This is a genomic window from Eubacterium sp. SB2, assembly GCF_001244405.1.
GTDB classification, from domain to species: Bacteria; Bacillota; Clostridia; order Lachnospirales; family Lachnospiraceae; genus Faecalicatena; species Faecalicatena contortus_B.
In genome coordinates, this window is the sequence record NZ_LN865153.1 from 1291002 (window position 1) to 1313266 (window position 22265).

General features: G+C 48.9%; 15 protein-coding genes. 4 read left to right on the forward strand and 11 right to left on the reverse strand.

Annotated features, from left to right (window positions below; translation table 11 throughout):
- Positions 1-906: a UDP-N-acetylmuramate dehydrogenase gene (gene murB, locus BN1938_RS18125; RefSeq protein WP_050641889.1), complete on the reverse strand. Its 906-nt coding sequence runs from the start codon at positions 904-906 to the stop codon at positions 1-3.
- A 1259-nt stretch (positions 907-2165) separates the two neighbouring features.
- Between murB and BN1938_RS18135 the strand changes: the two genes are divergently transcribed.
- The 3 genes from BN1938_RS18135 to BN1938_RS18150 all read left to right on the forward strand — a co-directional run bounded on the left by BN1938_RS18135 (position 2166) and on the right by BN1938_RS18150 (position 7200).
- Positions 2166-3518: an HlyC/CorC family transporter gene (locus tag BN1938_RS18135; RefSeq protein WP_242843885.1), complete on the forward strand. Its 1353-nt coding sequence runs from the start codon at positions 2166-2168 to the stop codon at positions 3516-3518.
- Positions 3519-3678: 160 nt separating this feature from the next.
- The gene (locus BN1938_RS18140; protein WP_050641891.1) at positions 3679-4443 is read left to right on the forward strand and encodes an N-acetylmuramoyl-L-alanine amidase; all 765 of its coding nucleotides are present in this window, start codon (positions 3679-3681) and stop codon (positions 4441-4443) included.
- A gap of 174 nt (positions 4444-4617) precedes the next feature.
- Entirely contained in the window at positions 4618-7200 is a 2583-nt protein-coding gene (locus BN1938_RS18150) for a PEP/pyruvate-binding domain-containing protein (RefSeq protein ID WP_050641893.1), read from the forward strand.
- Positions 7201-8036: 836 nt separating this feature from the next.
- Here BN1938_RS18150 and BN1938_RS18160 read toward each other — a convergent pair.
- The 3 genes from BN1938_RS18160 to BN1938_RS18170 all read right to left on the reverse strand — a co-directional run bounded on the left by BN1938_RS18160 (position 8037) and on the right by BN1938_RS18170 (position 13756).
- A complete protein-coding gene (locus BN1938_RS18160; protein WP_050641895.1) occupies positions 8037-10517 on the reverse strand; it encodes an excinuclease ABC subunit UvrA in 2481 nt (826 codons plus the stop codon).
- A 289-nt stretch (positions 10518-10806) separates the two neighbouring features.
- Positions 10807-12153: a phosphoglucosamine mutase gene (gene glmM, locus BN1938_RS18165; protein WP_050641896.1), complete on the reverse strand. Its 1347-nt coding sequence runs from the start codon at positions 12151-12153 to the stop codon at positions 10807-10809.
- 202 nt (positions 12154-12355) lie between these two features.
- On the reverse strand, positions 12356-13756 hold the full coding sequence (locus BN1938_RS18170; protein WP_050641897.1) for an NAD(P)/FAD-dependent oxidoreductase: 1401 nt from the start codon (positions 13754-13756) through the stop codon (positions 12356-12358).
- A 352-nt stretch (positions 13757-14108) separates the two neighbouring features.
- On the opposite strand from BN1938_RS18170, the gene BN1938_RS18175 reads away from it, so the two are divergent.
- Positions 14109-14903: an HAD family hydrolase gene (locus tag BN1938_RS18175; protein WP_050641898.1), complete on the forward strand. Its 795-nt coding sequence runs from the start codon at positions 14109-14111 to the stop codon at positions 14901-14903.
- Between the two features lie 581 nt (positions 14904-15484).
- On the opposite strand, the gene BN1938_RS18180 is transcribed toward BN1938_RS18175, so the two are convergent.
- From BN1938_RS18180 to BN1938_RS18210, 7 genes are all read right to left on the reverse strand, one after another.
- Positions 15485-16246, reverse strand: coding sequence for a DeoR/GlpR family DNA-binding transcription regulator (locus BN1938_RS18180; RefSeq protein ID WP_050641899.1), 762 nt, complete (start codon positions 16244-16246; stop codon positions 15485-15487).
- Positions 16247-16691: 445 nt separating this feature from the next.
- A complete protein-coding gene (gene mtnA / locus BN1938_RS18185) occupies positions 16692-17774 on the reverse strand; it encodes an S-methyl-5-thioribose-1-phosphate isomerase (protein WP_050641900.1) in 1083 nt (360 codons plus the stop codon).
- Positions 17775-17845: 71 nt separating this feature from the next.
- The gene (rpiB, locus tag BN1938_RS18190) at positions 17846-18295 is read right to left on the reverse strand and encodes a ribose 5-phosphate isomerase B (protein ID WP_050641901.1); all 450 of its coding nucleotides are present in this window, start codon (positions 18293-18295) and stop codon (positions 17846-17848) included.
- Between the two features lie 530 nt (positions 18296-18825).
- Positions 18826-20001, reverse strand: a complete 1176-nt coding sequence (locus tag BN1938_RS18195) for an iron-containing alcohol dehydrogenase (RefSeq protein ID WP_050641902.1) — start codon at positions 19999-20001, stop codon at positions 18826-18828.
- Positions 20002-20019: 18 nt separating this feature from the next.
- Complete coding sequence (locus BN1938_RS18200) at positions 20020-20976, reverse strand: aldo/keto reductase (RefSeq protein WP_050641903.1); 957 nt, start codon at positions 20974-20976, stop codon at positions 20020-20022.
- 84 nt (positions 20977-21060) lie between these two features.
- Positions 21061-21501 carry a helix-turn-helix domain-containing protein gene (locus BN1938_RS18205; protein ID WP_050641904.1) on the reverse strand — a complete coding sequence of 147 codons (441 nt, stop codon included), beginning with the start codon at positions 21499-21501 and terminating at the stop codon, positions 21061-21063.
- Positions 21502-21669: 168 nt separating this feature from the next.
- Positions 21670-22101 carry a hypothetical protein gene (locus tag BN1938_RS18210; protein WP_050641905.1) on the reverse strand — a complete coding sequence of 144 codons (432 nt, stop codon included), beginning with the start codon at positions 22099-22101 and terminating at the stop codon, positions 21670-21672.
- Between the last annotated feature and the right edge of the window lie 164 nt (positions 22102-22265).

Consider the following 22265-nt stretch of genomic DNA (forward strand, 5'->3'; position numbering starts at 1 on the left):
TCAGAATTCTCCTATCCGTTTCACTTCCGGCTCCAGCCTGACGCCGGATGCCGCCTCCACCTTATCAGCAACCTGCTCCATCAGGGAGATCACTTCTGCTGCCGTAGCGCCGCCCCGGTTAATCACGAATCCGCAGTGTTTCTGTGACACCTGCGCATTTCCCACCTGAAATCCCCGCAGCCCTGCATCCTCTATCAGCCTGCCTGCAAAATACCCCTCCGGCCGTTTGAACGTGCTCCCCGCGCTGGGGTATTCCAACGGCTGCTTTGACACTCTTTTTTCTTTCAGCTCCTCCATATAAGAACGGATATCACCGGCATCTCCCGGCTCCAGCCTGATCACTGCTTCCAGAACAATATAATTCTTTTTGGCAACGATACTCGTTCGGTACCCCAATTCCAACTCATCTTCCCCGAGCGTCTTTACCTCACCTTCCGGAGTCATAACAACCACGCTCTCCAGAACCTGCTTCATCTCACCTCCATAGGCCCCTGCATTCATCATCACAGCTCCGCCCAGTGTCCCCGGTATCCCGGATGCAAACTCAAACCCCTTCAGGCTGTGCGAAAGAGCCTCCGCCGCTATCCTGGACAACAGAGCGCCTGCCTGCGCATAAATCCGATTCTCCTCAGCATGTATCCCACTCATATTTTTATAAATCTGAATCACAACGCCTCTATATCCTTTGTCTCCCACCAGAAGATTGCTGCCGTTCCCCAGAATATAATAAGGCACCTCTTCCTCTTTGCACAAACCGATGACCTTTTTTACGCCTTCGGTATCACAGGGAACTGCAAAATAATCCGCCGGCCCTCCTATACGGAATGTCGTATGGCGGCTCATTGGTTCATCTGCAAAAACGCATTTCTCTCCCAGTATGTCACATAATTTTTCGTATAAACTCATACATGATCTCCAATTCTTTTGAACTTTCACCTCAATCATACAACAAACCCCCGCCAAATTCAACGTTTAGTACGCAAGCTTTAGACTTGCGGAGGGGAGGGGGCGCGAAATGAAGGGGACGCGAAATGAAGAGATCGCCAAAAGCCTTCCAAATGCACCTATGCCGTTGCGATGTGCGGACACGAGCCTAAGAAATTCTAGGAAGCCGACAGCTGAAAAAGCGGGGCACAGGCGACACATCACGAGAAATCCGATGATTTCTCGCGCTGGGTCGCCTGATTTTGTGATTTGGTGATCACAAAATCTCCCCGCTTTTTCAGCTGTCGGCTTCCAAGAATTTCTAAGGCCCGCTTTAGCACATCGCAACGGCATAGGTGCATTTGGAAGGCTTTCGGCGATCCCTTCATTTCGCTGGGCGTATCCAGACGGTAGTTAAGACCCCATCTTGGGGGAGGCTGCGTAACGGGAGCAGCGTATTGATTCGCTTGGTGGATCATTAAAGCCCCATTAGTTTATTAACGGCACGAGTGTACCTGACAGAAAAATGAGCAATTACGCTGTAAAAACACAAAAGTTCCCCTTTACAATTGAGCTCACTTTTTACTGTTCAAAATTTTCGCACATGCAATGCAGTAAATTGCGGAATAAGGTATACCCAAAGGGCACCCCGTAACACATACCCTGACGGGCAGGTCTGCAGTAAACTGCCGAACAATGTATAACTTGCTCTTTCTATGTACCGGATCTATCCAGTATCACCAAACGAATCCATACAATGCCCCCGTCATGGAGCCCACCCTGGCAGGCAGGCTTATCTGCCGATTGGATGCACCCAGCAAAATGAAGGGATAGCCGCCAGCCTCCGAAGGGCACACATGCCGTTCTAAATTGCTAAAGCAGGCCTTAGAAATTCTTAGAACCAGACAGCCGCGAGAGTGGGGAGCTTTTATGATTCCGAATCATAAAAGCGGATGGCCCAGCGCGAGAAATCATCGGATTTCTCGTGATGTGCCATCCGTGCCCCACTCTCGCGGCTGGCTGCTTCTTAGAATTTCTTAGGTTCTGTGTCCGCAATTTAGAACGGCATGTGTGCCCTTCGGAGGCTGGCGGCTATCCCTTCATTTTGCGCCCCCTCCCACCGCACCACTAAAGCCGCACACGAAACTCCACTTGCAAAAAAGCCCCGAATGTTGTATATTTAGGGGGTATACATGCTTTGAGCAATTACGCAATAAAATAATAAAGGAGTGAACAGATAATTGGACTCGAGTGATGCCATACAATTTGTTATATTAATCGTTTTATTGATACTGTCTGCATTTTTTTCATCCGCGGAGACGGCGCTTACCACGGTGAGCAAGATCCGCATGCGTTCTCTGGCAGACGACGGAAACAAACGTGCCAGGATAGTTCTGGACGTTACGGAAAAACATTCCCGTAAGATGCTGAGCGCAATCTTAATCGGCAACAACATTGTAAATATTTCCGCTTCCTCATTAGCCACCACACTGGCCTACAGCTTCGGTGGTTACATGGTCAGCATTGCAACGGCAATCCTGACAGTTGCGATCCTCGTATTTGGAGAGATTACTCCAAAGAGCATGGCAACCTTAAATGCAGTGAAGCTGTCCCTTGCCTATATCCCGGTGATCCGGGCATTTATGGTGGTGATGACCCCATTTATCTTCATCATTAACCTGATCTCACATGGAATACTGTTTATATTCCGCATTGATCCCAATGCCAAGAACAGCGCCATGACAGAGGACGAACTTCGTACGATTGTGGATGTAAGCCACGAAGACGGAATCATTGAATCCGAAGAGAAGGAAATGATCTACAATGTGTTCGACCTGGGCGATGCCCGTGCCAAGGATGTAATGGTGCCGCGTGTACACGTGACATTTGCAGATGTAAACAGTACTTATAAGGAACTGATTGATATTTTCAAAGAAGACAAATTCACACGTCTCCCTGTTTATGAGGATACAACCGATAATGTTATCGGTACCATTAATATGAAAGACCTTCTGCTTTTTGACAGTACGGAGCAGTTTTCTGTGCGCAACATACTGCGCGAAGCATATTTTACTTACGAATATAAAAATATATCCGAGCTGCTCGTGGAAATGCGGGATGCCTCTTTTAATATCGCTATTGTGCTGGATGAATACGGTGAAACAGCCGGTCTTGTTACTCTTGAGGATATTCTGGAGGAAATCGTAGGGGAAATCCATGATGAATATGACGAGAAAGAAGATGACTTCGTAAAGCAGCTTGGCGAAAACGAATATATTATCGAAGGCTCCATGAGCCTGGATGATGTCAATGACCGTCTGGACCTGGAACTGCAGTCTGAGGATTATGACTCCCTCGGCGGTTTTATTATAGAGCATCTGGACAGGCTGCCCGAAGTTGGTGACGAGGTTACGACAGACAGCGGAATTATGCTGGTCGTTGAAACACTGGATAAGAACAGGGTGGAAAGCGTACACGTCTATCTGCCTGAGAAGAAAGCAACCGATGAAGAGGACGGAGAATCCGAGGATCCGGATGACGTCCCGTCAAAAAAAGAATATGGAGAACGGCATAAGGAATACGGCGGATCATAATTCTGCCATGCCAATCATCCTATCGGACTTCCAATTGGCGTCTGAACTGCGCGTAAGCAGTCAGGCTCCATGCGGGGGTCCGATTTTCTTTGGCAGACAGGAACATCCTGGCATTTTCTACATATCATAAAATAGAACAATGTGAAAGGAATCTTTACTTATGCCTTATTCAATCATGTTAGATGCAGGACACGGGGGGCGTGACCCAGGCGCCGTATATAATGGACGCCAGGAAAAAGACGATACTCTGCGCCTTACATTAGCCGTTGGTGAAATTCTTCAGAATCATGATATCGACGTAGAATACACCAGAACTACGGATGTATACGAATCTCCTTATGAAAAAGCAATGGAAGCAAACAATGCGGGGGTGGATTTTTTCATTTCCATACACCGGAACTCTTTTCCCACAGACAACGTAGTATCAGGGGTGGAGTCACTGGTATATGATCTCTCCGGAATTAAACTTGAGATGGCTGAAAATATCAATGAACAGCTCGAGGCCGTAGGATTTGTGAATCTCGGCGTAAAGGCGCGCCCCAACCTGGTGGTGCTCCGCCGCACAAAAATGCCTGCTGTTCTGGTGGAGGTTGGATTTATCAATTCCAACACAGATAACCAGCTTTTTGATGACAATTTCGACGCAATCGCCCAGGCAATCGCTTCCGGGATTCTCGACACACTGGAGATGGATCAGGTGATCGATCCGCCGGGATATAAGGTACAGGTGGGCGCTTTCCGAAATCCCACCTATGCGAACCGGCTGCTGAATGAACTTCTGGAACAGGATTTCCCCGCATCTATCGTCGATACGGACGGATTCTTCCGGGTTCAGGTCGGCAATTACGATACTCTGGACGATGCAACAGCCATGGAACAGCGTCTCAAAAGAGCCGGCTATCCAACCATTATTGTCAGCCGATGACATCTGTCCCTTTTGCCTGCGGTTTTTCCTGCCATGCAGCTCCCCACGATATGGCAGGAATGCCCCTGGACAATACCCTCCGCGAAATGTATGGATTCCCAACATTTGATTTTTTTTCTATTTGTGTTAAACTGGAAATAATATTGGCTGTCCATGCAGGAATGGAGGAAAACTATGGAAAGCATTGAACAAATAAGTACCGGACTGGCGGGGGCAGACGAGGTAATCGGCGGCCTCCGGCCCGGTGATCATATCATCTGGCAGGTGGACACTCTGGAGTCCTACGCATTTGCCGCCCGCAAGTTTGTCAGGCAGGCTGCCGCGGACCGCAGGCGCATCCTTTATATACACTTTGGCAGTCACGCGCCCCTGGTGGATGATGCCGCACTGAAAGACGAAGGCGCTGATTTTCAAATGTATACCATCGATGTCTGTCATGGTTTTGAATCTTTCACCAGCGATATATACCGGATTATCACGGCAGAGGGGAAGCATTGCTTCTATCTGTTCGACTGTCTCACCGAGCTGCAGCAGCACTGGTGCTCCGATTTGATGATCGGGAATTTCTTTCAGGTGGCCTGCCCTTATCTGTCGGAGTTCGAGACGGTTTCCTGTTTTGCGCTTGACAGGAATGCCCATACGCAGGATACCATTGCACGGATCCGGGAAGCTGTGAGGCTTCTTTTGAATCTCTATTTTGTAGACGGAAACTATTATCTGCACCCGCTGAAGGTCTGGGAACGCTACTCCCCCGTTATGTTTCTGCCCCACCTGCTTACAGAATCCGGCGCAGAGTGCATCACGGACAGTGCAAGCTCTGCCGAGTTATTTTCCAGGCTCCAGATTCATACTAAAAAGCTGGATTACTGGGATGTAAGCTTTGAGGAGGCCAAGCCCTATCTGAACGCCGCTTCCGCAGAGCAGGCATATGTAAAAGAGAACCTGCTGAATCTGCTCATCGGACAGCGCTCCAGAATTGCCTCTCTGAGCAGGGAATACTTCACACTGGCGGATCTGATTCAGATCGGCAGCCGGGTGATCGGTACCGGATATATCGGCGGCAAGTCGGTGGGCATGCTTTTAGCTCGCAAAATACTGGAAACGAAAAACCCGGATTTTTACCGGGAACATATGGAGCGGCACGATTCCTATTATATCGGCTCGGATGTGTTCTATACTTACATTGTACAAAATGGCTGCTGGCGCCTCCGGATGGAACAAAAGACGGAGGAAGGATATTTCCGTGCGGCTCCCGCACTTCGGGAAAAGCTTTTGACCGGGCATTTTCCTCCTGCAATCAAGGAGCAGATCATGGTCATGCTGGAATATTACGGCCAGTCTCCCATCATTGTCCGCTCCAGCTCTCTTCTGGAAGATAACTTTGGAAATGCATTTGCCGGAAAATACGACAGTTTCTTCTGTCCCAACCAGGGATCACCGGAAGACCGTTATGATGCTTTTCTCGAGGCCGTGCGCAAGGTGTATGCCAGTGTCATGAGCCAGGAGGCTCTGGAATACCGCAAGAACCGAGGCCTCTCCGGCGAGGACGAGCAGATGGCTCTGCTGGTGCAGAGAGTATCCGGCGATTACCACGGCAAATACTTCTTCCCCCATTGTGCCGGAGTTGGTAATTCTTCTAATCTGTTCGTTTGGGATAAGAACACCGATCCGTCCAAGGGGATGCTGCGTCTCGTATTCGGAATGGGCACCCGCGCCGTAGACCGGGTTAATTCGGACTATCCACGGATTGTGGCGCTGGACAAACCGGAGCGCCCTCCCCTGCTCAACTATGGAGATGAAAGGAAATTTTCCCAGCACTACGTGGATGTGATTAATCTGGAGGAAAATGAATTCCAGACCGTGCCCATCGAGGACACCGCAGGTCTTCCTCTGAAGACCAATATCCGGCTCTTCATGGAACCTGACTACGAGCTTGCCAGACATTTCCGTGAAATCGGCCAGCCGGGCCGCAAAGTTCCGGACATTGTCAGTTTCACCCGCCTGCTGAGGCATACGGATTTTCCCAGGGCGCTTGAAAATATTCTGGCCGTATTATCGCATACTTACGACTATCCCGTAGACATCGAATTCACCTGCAACTTCAATAAACAAGAAGATTACCGGATCAATCTGCTGCAATGCCGCCCCCTGCAGACAAAGGGTCTTGGAAAAACCATAGAATTCCCTGAAAATACGGGCAGGGACCGCAGCTATTTTTCCTCAAAAGGAAACTTTATGGGGGGAAATGTCCGTCTTCCGGTCCACTATATCATTTTTGTAAAAATTAAACCTTACCTGGAGCTGAATGAGCACCAGAAATATGCCATAGCCAACCAGATCGGCACCCTGAACCGTCTGCTTCGGAACCGCCACGCCGTCCTGATCGGCCCCGGCCGCTGGGGAACCACCACGCCCGCCCTGGGTGTCCCGGTGCGTTTCACAGACCTGTGCAGCATGGATGCCATCTGCGAAGTATCCTACGAGAATCTGGGCCTGATGCCCGAGCTCTCCTACGGAAGCCACTTTTTCCAGGATATCGTAGAATCCAACATCTTCTACATCGCCCTGTTCCAGGGGGACAGCCAGGTGCATTTTGACGAAGAAAAAATACTCGCACACCCAAACCTCCTGGAGAACCTGCTAAAAGAAACCACAGAAGAAGAAATCTATTCCGACGTCATCCACGTAGCAGAACTCCAAGCAGAAGGGGTGGAGATATATTCCGATATTGTGGGGCAGCGGGTGGTTTGTGTTTAGAGGGGAGGCCGCCTGTGGAGAGCGGGATGGGAAGGCTGCGGAAACACACGGCGGGTGATTTCGAAGCTTTCCATTTGCGAAGAGCCCGTAACATCAAACCGGGAGCCTCACATGGTCCAACAGCATTCACTGCGTAATCCTGATGGATTACACAGCTCAGGCTGTTTCAGAATCTGCTTCGGAAGCAGATTCTGCCCATGTGAGGCTCCCGCTTTGATGTAACGGGCTCTAATCGCGCATTCTACACTTCCGAAATCACCCGCCGTGTGTTTCCGCAGCCTTCCCATCCCGCTCCCCACAGGCTACGTGCATCCGGACGGTAGGTTCGCGGATCGCAATCTCGGACGGGATAAAAACGGTTGCGGCGGATTGAATTCCTATACAGAAACGAATCGACTGAAGAGGTATACTCAAGATATGTATACTTGCATTGCGTATCCTCGCCCAGGCCTTAACTACACGCCCAGCCATTCCCATCCGCAGCTCCCGTCCCCAGCCCGTCCCGGTTTATGCCCCACCATCCGCCTTGATGCACCAGCGAAGTGTCCGGATGGACGGGAGGCTGCGGGGGTGTATATGCCCTTTTAAACTGCTCAAAGTGCGCTTAGTGCTCCTTGGGGACAATACTGCCGGGAATGTGGGAGGAAACATGATTCCGAATCATGTTTCCGGATGACCCAGCGTGGGAAAATATCAATTTTCCCATGCTGTGTCATCCGTGCCCACATTCCCGGCAGTATTGTCCCCTAGGAGCACTTAGCAAACGGCCGCAATTTAAAAGGGCATATACACCCCCGCAGCCCTCCCGTCCATCCTGGCACGGAGCGTCCCTCCGTCTAGCAGTACCCGTCTGGTGTCCCCATAAACATAATCTGCCCCCCTTTTGTGCCGCCCCCAGGCCCCAGATCGATTACCCAGTCGCTGTTTTGGATGAGCTGCTGGTTATGTTCTGCGACGACTACGGTATTTCCGGCATCTGTTATGCGGTTCAGGAGTTTCAGGAAGTGTTCGATGTCGATTGGATGCAGGCCGGTTGTGGGCTCATCCATGAGATACAGGCTTTTTTTGCCTGAACTGTTCCCGATTAGTTCTTTTGCAAACTTGAGGCGCTGGCACTCTCCTCCTGATAATGTTGTCAGGCTTTGGCCCAGTTGAAGGTAGCCCAGACCTGCCTCCCGGAGAAGATACAGGATTTTTGAGATTTTGGGGATGCCCTCAAAATGGTCGTCGGCTTCTTCTATAGAAAGGTCCAGGATGTCTTTGATGGAAAGACCTTTGTATTTGACGGACAGCACCTGCTGCCGGAACTGATTTCCCCTGCACACGGGGCATACGGCTTTTGTATCCGCAAAGAACAGCATATTGTTGTCCACATAGCCCAGGCCCTGACAGTTTTCGCATCTGCCGCCTGGGGTATTGAATGAAAAATGCCGGGAAGTCAGCCCCGCTTTTTTTGCAGACTCAGTTTTGGCGAAGACCGCCCTGATTTCTGTATATACTCCGGAATAGGTTGCCACATTTGAACGTTTCATTTTCGAGATCGGCGCCTGCCCAATCTCTATGATACTGTCAAATTGTTCCAGGCCTTTTACTTGATTCCCCTGTTTTACTGCGGAACCGCCTGCCGGGCATAGATGGCTTGATTCCCCTGGATGCACCTGGTTTTGCGCTGTTTTTGCTCCGCCTTTTGCAAGAACTTCGAAAATAAGGGTTGACTTTCCGGAACCTGAGGGGCCCGTAATGGCAGTAAAACAGCCGACTGGAATATCTGCGGAAAGATGGTCCAGATTATATTTTACGGCGTTCTGAATCCTGATCTTTCCCTGCGCACTCCGGTAATCCTGTTTCACGGGATGGGGCGCCTGAAGATAGGTTCCTGTCACGGATGCTTTCTGCCGCATGATCTCTTCCAGGGTACCGGATGCGATGATTTCTCCCCCATGTCTGCCGGATCCCGGACCGATATCTATGATATAATCGGCGGCAGCCATGATATCGGTATCGTGCTCAATGACGAGCACCGTATTCTCCAGATCCCGCATCTTTTTTAGTATTTCCAGGAGTCCCGCCGTATCTTTGGGATGGAGCCCTGCAGTTGGTTCGTCCAGTATATAAATCACACCGGATAATTCCGAATCCAGTGCGGCCGCCAGCCGCAGTCTCTGCAGTTCGCCTCCCGACAGAGTAACGATCTGCCTGTCCAGAGACAGATAGCCCAGCCCCACTTTGATAAAGCGGTTCAGTTTAGTCTTTATATCCCGAATATAGGCGTTTACAAGCGCTGCATGCCGTTCTGCCATGGAAACTTCCAGCTGCCCGATCCAGTCCTCTAATTGTTCCAGAGAATAAAACGACAATTCCGGCAGGCGGGTGCCATTTACAGTCACATTTCTGCTCAGTTCGCAGAGACGCTCGCCTTTACAGTCCGGGCAGTCGACAATATCAAAATACGCCTCCAGTTGTCTGGCCTCCCCATTCTTATCTGCCAGCCGCCTCCATAATATCGGCAGCACTCCCTCGAACCTGCCTGCAGCGGTTGTTTTAGGAGGACTGATACCGGGGAATTCCGTTTTAACCCGGCTGCTGTCTATGCCGTTGTATAAAATCTCTTTTTGTATCTCACTGAAACGCTCTACGGGGATGTCTTTGTCTCCTAAAATACCGTAATGCTCAAAAGCGGCATATAAGACTCCCGTCTGATATTTTCCATATTGTTTTTCCCAAAAACGAACCGCACCGTTTTCCAGCGACAGGGTTTCATCGACCACCTGTTCCTTTTTCACGGTATGCACTTTTCCCAGTCCCTCACAGGCCGGACAGGCTCCTTCCTTTGTATTAAAAGAGAAATAGGTGCGGGTAATCTTGTCCATTCTCTTTCCACATTTACTGCAATACATATAGACGTAGAAATCCGCATTGATCTTCTCCGTCTCTTCCCTGCAGTCTGCCGCCGAAATAATCCCGCCGCAGTGCGGGCAGGTACGCATCCCCAGCTTCTCATAGATCATCCGCAGGTCCGTATATATATCCGACTGGGTTCCCACCGTAGAACGGGGATTTCTGTTTCCATCCGTCTGGGAAATCAGGATGGCCGGGGAAGCGCCCTTAACGCTCTCTACATCCGGCTTGTGGATTCCCTCCAGCGTGATTGCCTCGAGATACTGCCTCTGACATTCCTGAAACAGAACATCGATCAGCAAAGTAGACTTGCCCGAGCCGGAAAGCCCCGTAAATACAACCAGTTTATTTTTGGGTATTTGGAGCGAAATATTTTTCAGATTGCCTTCGTTCGCACCAATAATTCTGATATCACTCATGTGATACCTCCTCTTCTTCTTTTTTGCCGGACACCGCACATCCATTTTCAGGTTACATAATCTCAGTATACAATATCACACAGAGGAAGAGGGATTTTTTTAGTGGGGCTGCGCTGAGGCTTTTGCGTCTGTGCTATCGGAGGCCGTAGAAAAAGGAAGGGAGACAGGACTGCTCCTGTTTCCCTTCCTTTTCCATTACGCCGGCCTACTGCTGCCGTCCTGTATCCGATCGCCGGTTTCGTCCGGTTCCCGAACCCATTGCAGCTTTGCAGTCTCTCACAGCGGCCGCTTACCCAATAATAAGTCCTTCCTTTTCCATAACCTGGATGACTTGATTTACATGCTTTTCACAGATTTCGTCTGTTGCAGCTTCTACCATAACACGGATGACCGGTTCGGTTCCGCTTTCTCTGACGAGTATGCGACCCTCGCTGCCCAGGGCTGCGGTTACTTCCTCTACTGCCTTCTGTACCGCCGGATTTTCACGCGCTGTTTTTTTGTCTGTCACGCGGACATTCTTCAGCAGCTGCGGATAGATTTTTACATCTTCACACAGTTTGGCAAGACTCTGCTTCTTTTCCATAATAACTTCCATGATCATCAGGGAAGTCAGCACACCGTCTCCGGTTCTTGCGTGCTTGCTGAATATGATGTGGCCGGACTGCTCCCCGCCCAGCACGTAACCATTCTGAAGCATGTTCTCATACACGTATTTATCGCCGACTGCCGTCTGCTCATAGTTCATGCCCACTCTATCACAGGCTTTGTAGAGCCCCAGATTGGACATTACCGTTGTAACGATGGTGTTATCCTCCAGGCGGCCCTGCTCCATCAGATACTTCCCGCATACATAAAGGATCAGGTCGCCGTCTACTACATTGCCGTTTCCATCTACTGCGATACACCTGTCTGCATCACCGTCAAATGCAAATCCGACATCCAGTTTCTTTTCCCTTACATACTGCTGCAGTATCTCTATATGTGTGGAACCGCAGTTGGTATTAATATTTGTTCCGTTCGGCTCATTGTTGATGACATAGGTTTTAGCCCCCAGCGCATCATAGACACTCTTTGCAATGCTGAATGCGCTTCCGTTTGCACAGTCCAGTCCGATCTTCATGTCTTTAAAAGACCGGGTAGCAAGTGAAATCAAATGTCCGATATAGCGGTTTCTTCCTGCCGCATAGTCAATTGTGCAGCCGATGTCTTCCTTTGTTGCCAGAGGGAGTTCTTCGATCTCACCGTCAATATAGGCTTCTATCTTTGCTTCAACTTCGGCCTCCATCTTATGGCCCTGACCGTTAATCACCTTGATTCCATTGTCGTAGAATGGATTATGGCTGGCAGAAATCATCAGGCCGCAGTCAAAATCTTCCGTCCTCACAACATAAGATACACTTGGTGTTGTTGTAACATGGAGCAGATATGCATCCGCTCCCGATGCGGTTAAGCCCGACGCCAGTGCGTATTCAAACATATAACTGCTTCGTCTTGTATCCTTGCCGATTACGATTCTGGCCTTGTGCTCCCGGCCAAAATACCAACCCAGATAACGGCCTACCTTAAAGGCGTGCTCCACTGTCAATACTACGTTTGCTTCTCCTCGAAATCCGTCTGTCCCAAAATATTTGCCCATATACTTTTCCTCTTATTAATTTGTCTGGTTACATATAATAATGCTTCCTGTTATGGCAGCATTTATTACCATTATATTCTCATCTTCTCCAGGATACAACTATTTTTTTACATACGCCGGACTGCTCAGTCATTACTATTCACGGCCGAAGGCCGCGCATAGTAACGCCCTCTCTCCCCATAGTCAGTCTTTGTGTGCATTATTAGCCTTCCATTTTTTCAATAATTGCTCTTGCTACGCAGATCCCATTGGCTGATGCCTGCTGGAGTCCCCGCGTCACTGCGGCCCCGTCTCCCATGGCGCGCAGACCTGAAACATTTGTTTCAAATTTTTTATCTACAATGACTTTGTTGGAATAGAATTTTACTTCTACACCATACAGAAGGGTCTCGTCACTGGCAATTCCCGGTGTTACTTTATCCAGAGCCTTGATCATCTCATCGATGGAAACCATGATCCGGTGCGGAAATACGAGTGACAGATCTCCCGGCACTGCGTCTTTCAGCGTTGGTGTGATATTATTTCGTAGCAGACGCTCCTCCGTTGTCCTGCGGCCTCTGCGGAAATCACCGTATCTTTGGAGCAGAATTCTGCCGCCGCTCAGCATATTACCAAGCTGTGCAATATGTTTCCCATATTCGGTCGGAGTTTTGAAGGGTTCCGTAAAGTTCTTGGACACCAGAAGCGCAAAGTTGGTGTTATGCGTTTTCATGTCTTTTGATTTATATGCATGCCCGTTCACAACGGCCAGCCCATTTTCATAATATTCCGTTGCCACCTCACCGGATGGATTCGTACAGAATACTCTCACCTTATCATCAAATGTCGGCGTATAGTACACCAATTTCGCTTCGTAGAGTTTTTCATTGAGTTCCTGCATAATCTCATCACGAACTTCCACGCGGACGCCTACATCGATTGTTCCGTTTTTCGTCTCGATATCATGCCCCTTGCAGATGTGTGAGAACCACTCGGATCCCTCTCTTCCTACTCCCGCCACGACCTCCGGCGCATAGAAGGTGTCTCCTTTATCCGTCACGATTCCCTTTACTACGCCATCCTCGATGATAATATCCGTCACCATCGTTTTAAACAGGATTTCCACGCCTGCGTCCAGAAGATGATGCTGGAGGCGCGTGTAAATCTTATAGCCTTCCTCCGTCCCCAGATGGCGGATCGGACATTCTATCAATTTCAGATTGGCACGGATTGCTTTGGAACGAATATCAGTAATCGCTTGCTGGTCTTCAATACCATACACCTTCTCGTCGGCTCCGAACTGCAGGTAGATGCTGTCCGCTTCGTGAATCATTTCCGTGGCTTTATCATACCCCAATATCGCCGGAAGCGTTCCTCCAACATCCGGTGACAGGGACAGCTTGCCGTCAGAAAACGCACCGGCCCCAGCAAAACCGGTTGTAATCGAACAGGGCTTGCAGCCTACGCACACCTTTGTCTTCCGTTTCGGACACTGTCTCTCTTCAATACATCGGCCCTTCTCAACCATCAATACACTCAGATCCGGCTTCTGACGCTTCAGTTCATACGCACAGAAAATCCCGGACGGACCTGCACCAATAATTATTACATCATACTGTTTCATCTTATCCCTCAGCTTTCTCTGAATTCAATTTTCATGTCCCTCTAAGTTATTCGAAGTGTGTGGGAATTGCGTGGGGGTCTGACCCTTTTGCAAAGGGGTCAGACCCCCACGCAATTCCCACACACTTCCCACAATAGAATAGTAGCATACAATTTTCCGGAGAACAAGGCTATACAATTCGCCCAATTTAGGGTAATATATAAGAAGTATAACTTATTATAATGAAGCAAGCCTTATATCTAAGTTTCCTGCATCCAGTACATTGAATAATCATTAACTTGCTGTTATTTTGGGATGTACTGACCGGAGACTTGAGTATAAGGCCTTTATAAATATAACTTGGAGGTTTTATATGATTAAATTAGTAGCCAGCGATCTAGACGGCACCCTTTTGCAGGGAGGTGCGCAGGAACTTCCCCCGCGTTCTATTGAACTGATACACAAACTAACAGAAAAAGGCATTCATTTTGTGTCAGCCAGCGGAAGGCAGTATGATAACCAACGTATCGTATTTGATAAGATTAAGGACGAGATCTCCTACATTGCCGAGAACGGCGCTCTTTGCATCCACCAGGGCAAAGTTATCTCACGTGCCTCAATCGATGACAGCCTTGCTGCCAGAATTATTGCAGAAATCAAACGGGAGAAACACTTTGAGATCGTCGCATCCCGGGAGGACGCCTGCTTTATCGAGGACAATGATCCTGCCTTTGTTAATCACATCGTAAATGTGATGCACAATACTACCAAAATCGTCGACGACATCTCAAAAATCGAAGGCCCTTTCCTGAAAATAGCAATCGGCAACATGTCAGATGGTCCTCATATCGTAGATAAATATCTCAAGCACCTGCAGGATATGTTCAGTAATGAAATCAACGTAGTAACATCGGGAAATATCTGGATCGACTTTATCACCCCGGGCGCCAACAAGGGAACCGCACTGGAAAGAATGATGGAGCTTTTCCATCTCAAACCAGAAGAATGCATGGCCTTCGGCGACCAGTATAATGACATTGAGATGCTCCAGTGCGCCGGAACCAGTTATGCCATGTCCAATGCGGCACCGGGGATCTCCTATTACTCCACTTACGTAACAGACTCCGTAGAAGAAGTACTCGAAGATCTCATCGTGGAACTTGGATGAGTGAGGGGGGGATGGGTCGAGGAGGTCCGCCGCCCTTGCGCCCCCCGCTTCAGCCTGGCTGGGCTTCATCCGATCACAGTACAGCACACTCATTGGGAGGTGTTCAGCGGTGTAAGCGTATGAAATCCCCTTAACACAGCATAGCTGGCGCCAGTACAAACGAATACAAGAGAGTTCTCTCTTTTATTTGCCTACGGCAGTATTATAATCCACCTTCTCCTCTCAATACTGTCCCGCTATACCAGCCCACATCCGCCTCTCCCGTCCGGCTCCCGTCAGATGCAAGCAGTTATTTTGATGCGCCAGCCGCAGGCCCCGGACATAGGGATGGCTGGAAGCGTAGGAACGGTTGTTAGCCGGAGTTAAGTAAAAGAGACGGAAAACCAGGGTGAAAATTGTGATTCCGAATCACAATTTTCCCTGGACCCAGCGCGCGAAGCCTATCAAGGCTTCGGGTGATGTGTCCAGGTTGCCCTGGTTTTCCGTCTCTTTTACTTTACTCCGGCTTACAGCCGTTCCCCCGCTTCCAGCCATCCCTATGTCCGGGGCCTGCGGCGTCCCTTCCCAATCCGCCTACATCCCTAAGCCAAAACTAACGGTATCTCTTCTGCTTCTGCGCGGTTAACATAATCTTTGTTGACTTGATTGTCTGTTATGATCTTATATACATCTTTTAACGGACAGATGACGGACAAGTATCCGCCGCCGAACTTGCTGCTGTCCGCCAGTACGTATATTTTTTCCGTTGCTTTAAGGATTGCCTGTTTTACCTGCATCTGGGATGTGGCTATGGATGTGATTCCCACGTCAAAATTAATTCCGTGTACGCCTATAAATGCCTTATCCACATGGAATCTGGATATGTCCTCCACGGCTTCGTCTCCTATTGTGGCCGCCAGGTTTCCCCCCACCGGTCCGCCTACCATATACAGTTCAACATGCTTTAATCCGGCCAGTTCGATACCGGACATAAGTGAATTAGTCACCACTGCTATGCTTTTTTCCGGATGCTGCTTGATATGCAGCGCTAAATAGAAGCTGGTAGAAGAATCATCGATGATAATTGTGTCCCTGTCTTCAATGCACTCGTACGCACACGCTGCAATCGCTCTTTTCTTGTCCGTGTTCCGGTAAATGCTCTCTGCTGAATACTTTTTTTGAGGATTTTCTTCTATTTTAAGCGCACCTCCATGAGTGCGGATCAGAAGACCGGCCCGTTCCATGCATTTTATATCGTTCCTGATTGTTACTTCAGAACACCCCAGCTCTGCACTCAATTCATTTACACGAACCTTTCCTTTCTCTTCAAGTTCCTGCAATATTTTTCTTCTGCGTTCCTCCATATTTTTCTCCCTACGAATTTCAGAAAAGTACCCTAATCCACACACCACAATTATAAGGAAATATGACGGTTTCCTATTATCATATTTTAGCATACTTTGGAGCCCACAAGAACAGCATTTTCCAATTTTTTCCATTTTTTTAAACTTTTTTAACAAATAAAGCAAACCAACTTCCGTTATCCTCGAATTTCTTCTTCGTTTTATATGTTTGACTATATAAAGGTAACAATACTCCCCGTCATCCCACTAAAAACTGCTTTATCCATTTCTTCAAAATAATACGAAACAGATTGCTCATATACCCAAATTAACCGACTGGTTTTTCCTGCGCAGTGATCGTTATAAGAAGATTGACAGTATGATTCTACCAGGTTCCGGAACTTTATTTGAAATGCAGAAAAACACACAGTCTAATGCAGATCTTAGACTGTGTGTTTCATTCAGATTAGTTATTTATATTTTCAAATATCTTCTTCAAAGACTCCTCGTAAGGCGGTCTGGCGATACCATACTCCGTTACGATCCCGGCAATCAATTCATGGTCGGTTACATCAAAGCATGGATTATACACCTTCACGCCCTCCGGCGCCATACGGTTCTTATACCACATCTCCGTTATTTCTTCTGCGGAACGTTCTTCTATCGGTATAGCCTCTCCGGTCTGCAGCGACATATCTATTGTTGATGTGGGAGCGCATACATACAATGGAATGCCATAATATTTGGCAACCGCCGCAACCACGGAAGTTCCGATCTTATTGGCCGCATCACCGTTCGCAGCTACCCTGTCACAGCCCACGAATACGGCATCAACCCAGCCCTTCTTCATGACCGATCCCGACATATTATCACAGATCAGTGTTACATCCATCCCTGCTTCCTGCAGTTCAAAAGCCGTCAGCCGTGCGCCCTGCAGAAGTGGTCGTGTCTCGTCTGCAAAGATACGGAATCCATATCCTCTCTCCTGCCCAAGGTACATCGGCGCCGTTGCCGTACCGTATTTTACTGCAGCCAGTTTGCCTGCATTGCAGTGGGTCAGCAGCCCATCGCCGGGCTTCACAAGAGTCAGTGCATTCTCACCGATTCTTCTGCATACCTCAATGTCTTCTTCTCTGATACGCTGCGCTTCCCGGCGAAGCAGTTCCTTCACATCTTCCACACCGCAGTCCGGACAGGCCATATGGTCTTCCACTACTGCCTCCATCCGTTCCAGCGCCCAAAAAAGATTCACCGCAGTTGGCCTGGATGTGGCCAGGTAATCCTTTGCCCGCTGAAAAGCCGCACGAAATTCCATCATATCATTCGTCTTCAGATCCTTAACCGCCAGATAAACACCTATGGCGGCCGTCACTCCGATGGCCGGAGCCCCCCTTACTTTCAGCAGGTAAATAGCCTCCCAGATGTCTTCAATATCAGTGAGGGAAAGCAGTTCGATCTTTCCGGGCAGCTGCGTCTGGTCAATAATTACCAGCGCGCCACTCTCCTCATCCAGAGATACCGTATCATATTCAAGAATTGTTTTCGCCATTAATCAATTCTCCTTTACCTTATATTATCAAAGCAGGCACACCCACTTTAATTACCTGTACAGAAAAAGGGTTATTCCCACCTTTCCTCAATATCGCCAATCATATCTACCCGCCTCTGATGGCGTCCGCCCACTTCGAAGTCCGTATCCAGCCACACTTCCACGATCATCTTCGCAAGCTCAGGCCCAATCACCCTTGCCCCGAATGCCAGAATATTGCAGTTGTTATGCATTCTGGCCATACGCGCAGTAAATGGCTCGCTGCAGACTGCCGCACGGATCCCTTTTACCTTATTCGCAGCCAGTGAAATGCCAAGCCCTGTCCCACATATCAGAATGCCCTGATCCACCTCATGATTTGCAACCGCCCGCGCGACGATCTCGCCATATTTGGGGTAATCGCAGCTCTTAGCACTATTTGTGCCGTAATCTACAACCTCATGGCCCCTTTCCTGCAAGTATTCAATAATCTCCGCTTTCATCTCCAACGCTGAATGATCGTTGCCAATACCTATTCTCATCTTTTCCACTCCTCAGTAAAATTTATAGTAACAGTCCAGACAGATCTGTGCATTTACTGCGCAGACCGTGCGAAAGCATGGCGCCACTGGCATCCAGCCCATCGCAAAGCGGTTTAAACAGCTGGATGCAGAACAATTCAGACTTGTCTGAACTGTTCAATATATAAGCCTGCTTCCTTTATCTGCAGTGGTACAGATCTGCCCCGGCAGATAAAACCGTCCTTTATTTTATTGTCTACCATCAAGTCTGAAATGTCAAGTAATCTAATTTTCTTATTACCGCCCTCCGAAGAGTGTGGTTACTGTTCACCCTACGGGCGTGCACAGTAACAGCATCTGCCCATAAAAGTAGCCTACGGCGAGGGGTGCTATGCGCCAGCGGCGCATGTTAAGCACGGACCGAAGCGGAGCGGAGACCAGATGCCCCGAGACCATCACTTCATCGGCTCCGATGCCGTGCAGCGAGGTGCACGGCACGGTCTGAAAAGTAACAGAGTGTGTGCAGTAACAATCTTGCCCCAAAGATAATATTACAGAGCCAGCCGGAATATCTTCTCCACATCTTCTTTTCCAAGTTTTACAAACCCGCCAAGTGATCCGCCTCTTCCGTCACCGTAGCAGCTCTTTTCCGCCATGGCAGGGATATCTTCTTCCTTTGCGCCAAGCTCTGCGAAGGATACCGGCATCCCAATTGAACTGAGGAAGCACTTGAACGCATCAATTCCTGCAAGCGCAGTGTTCATCGGGTTTTCGAAGTCCATCTGGCATCCCCACAGCCTGACTGCAAGCTGTGCAAATCTCATCGGATTGTGTTCCACGGTATACCGCATCCACGCCGGGAATATGACTGCAAGCCCTGCACCGTGTGCACAGTCATACATTGCGCTAAGCTCATGTTCGATATCATGGCTGGCCCAGTCCTGCTGCCTTCCCACACCGCATGTATTATTATGTGCAACCATACCTGCCCACATAATGTTGGCACGCGCTTCATAATGATCCGGATCAGCAAGTACACGGGGCACTTCTTTTACCATGGTAAGAAGTACGGCCTCACAGAGCCTGTCTGTAATCTCAACCTCAGTTGAGTTTGTAAAATAGCGCTCCAAAACATGTGCCATAATATCGGTTGCACCGCAGGCTGTCTGGTAAGCCGGCAGCGTCTGCGTCAGTTCCGGGTTCAGGATGGAAAATGCCGGGCGGATTGCTTCTCCTGTAGCTCCGCGCTTGAACATGCCCTCTTCTTTCGTGATCACGGAATCAGGTGATCCCTCACTGCCGGCCGCCGCGATCGTCAGGATGGTACCCACGGGCAGCGCTCTTTCAACCGCCTTCCCCTGATAAAAGTCCCAGAAGTCGCCCTCATAAACCGCCCCTGCGGCTATCGCTTTCGCGGAGTCAATCGTACTTCCCCCGCCAACAGCCAGTATGAAATCCACGCCCTCATTTCTGCACAGATTGATGCCCTCATATACCAGTCCGCTCCTCGGATTCGGTTTCACGCCTCCAAGCTCAACATACTCAATTCCCTCTGTCTCCAGGGATACCTTCACTCTGTCCAAAAGGCCGGAACGCTTTACGCTGCCGCCGCCATAATGAATCAAAACCTTACTTCCACCAAAACGCTTTACGTAATGCCCTGTCTCCGTTTCTTTTTCTCTGCCAAACACAAAATAAGTAGGACTGTAAAATGTAAAATTTTCCATAATATTTCTCCTCCGTCTTTATTCATAATCTTCTTTCATAAATGTTATCTCAAAGCTGCCCATTGCCTCTTTCAGATGATCAGCGCTGCGCGGCCCGTACAGCGGAACACATGGAAAATCCCTGCATGTGAAGAAGCCAAGAACGACCTGCGTCACCGTTGCCTGATACTTCTCCGTGAGCATCCGGACTCTTTCTGCCAGTCTGATATTTTCCTTTGTATAGTAAGGCGAATCCAGTACGGAATCTTCACCCTTTTCGATGAAATTATGGAAAAAACCGCTGCAGATTCCCATGTATGGCATCGCCAGATTCGCAAAGTTTTCCTTATGATATTCCTGCATCTCATCATCCATATACCGAATGGTATCGTCCTCCAAAGGCATCATAAAGCGGGAACCTATATTGAACAGCATCTGGTTTGCCGCAAATCCCCGGTACCCCTTCTCCCGGCAGCAGCTGTCCGCCGCCTTCATCCGGCTGGTGCTCCAGTTCGAACAGCAATAGTATCGGATCTTTCCTTCCCTTACAAATGTCTCCATCGTCTCGATTAATTCCTCCACCGGTATGGACTCATCATCCCGATGATAAAAATACAGGTCTATATAATCCGTGTGCAGTGCCCGGAGAGACAATTCCACATCATGCCTCATATCGGCTTCCCTCATCCGGCTTTTATGAAGATCCGGTTTTGGGCAGGCCATGTCGGGATGTCCGCCCTTCGTGATCAGCACGATCCTGTTTCTCTTTCCGCTTCTCTCCAGCCAGTCTCCCAGAACCCGCTCACTTCTCCCAATCTCAGGTAACACCCAGTCGGAATACACCCGCGCAGTATCATAAAGATTGCCGCCCATATCCAAAAAAGCATCAAATATGTAATCTGCCTCCTTGCCGTCCCACTTCAGGCCGGCATTCACGCATCCCATCCCCATCGGGGATAATTCCAGATCCGTGCCCGGTATCACAATCTTCTTCATTCGCTCGCTCCTTTCCAATATTTAAGTGCCGGCAGCAATCTATCTCTTACAATTGCCCCGACACTTCTATTATAAATATTCTCTTTACTTTTGTATATACTTCTTCAACGCTTTTATGAGAAGCCAGACAATATAAACAAAAACCGCCAGAACCGTAATGTTTACCGCATTAGCCAGCCCTACCCAAAAGGAAGAATTCCACCACATTATGACGAGAAATATCATCACAACCGCCAGGTAGATGCCCCATCCCACCAAGGCTCTTCCTCTTTTTCCCGGCCTGTCTGGTTTTTCCGAGCCGGTTTTACCGCATTCATCGTGTGACTCCCTCTCCGGTATCAGAAGATAATCCAGAGAGACTCCCAGTATCCGCCCCAGTTGTATTACATTCTCCGTGTCCGGTATCGTATCATTCAGCTCCCATTTGGATACGGCCTGCCGGGATACCCCCAGCAGCGCCGCCAGATCTTCCTGGGACATCCGCTTCTCTTTCCTGTGTTTCTGTATCTTTTCGCCCAGAGTCATATTCTTCGCCTCCTCGTCTTATTATGCCGCTCTTGCCTTACTATACCATCCACTCTTTTTCCTGGCCACCAGATACACTTTACATCGCCGCAACCCGGAGTTGCAGATCGCTTTTACAGGGTATTTTTCCCTAATTTTTATCACGCTCCAGAGCGGGTCTGAAGCGGGTTACACAATTCGTTTATAAGGACTGCGCCCGTTTCTGAAGTAGCGTACATAGCGCACCGCCTCGCAGCCTGCAAGGACGGCTCCTAAAACCATGAATTTATCCGAATACGCCCCCACTACGAATGGCAGAATCGGAGAAGGAAATGTAAAGTACAGAACCTGTGAGAACAGCATCAGCACCGCTGGTACATCTATCAGTATTATTTCCACCCATAGAAAACGTTTCTTCATAATCCCGCCCAAAAGTGTAACCACCACGGCCACCGCCAGCCAATATAGAATCATGGCAATCGTCGCCATATGCCTGTACCCAAGTTCATAAGTCCTTTCAAGCCTGATAGAAGCATAAATATTCACCCACTGATAAACCCCAAATATAACATATACACCAAAAACCAGAATCACTGCCCTCAGCTCTTTCAACGTCTTCATACCTATCCCTCCGCTTCTGTAAAACTTCCCATAAAAAGTACTTTTACACATTCAGTTTAACACAACCGGAGGTTATCCACAATAAGGACGCTCCATGAAGGGATAGCCGAAAGCCTCCCGGAGAACATCCATGTCCTTTCAAAAATGCGGCCGCGGACCTAAGA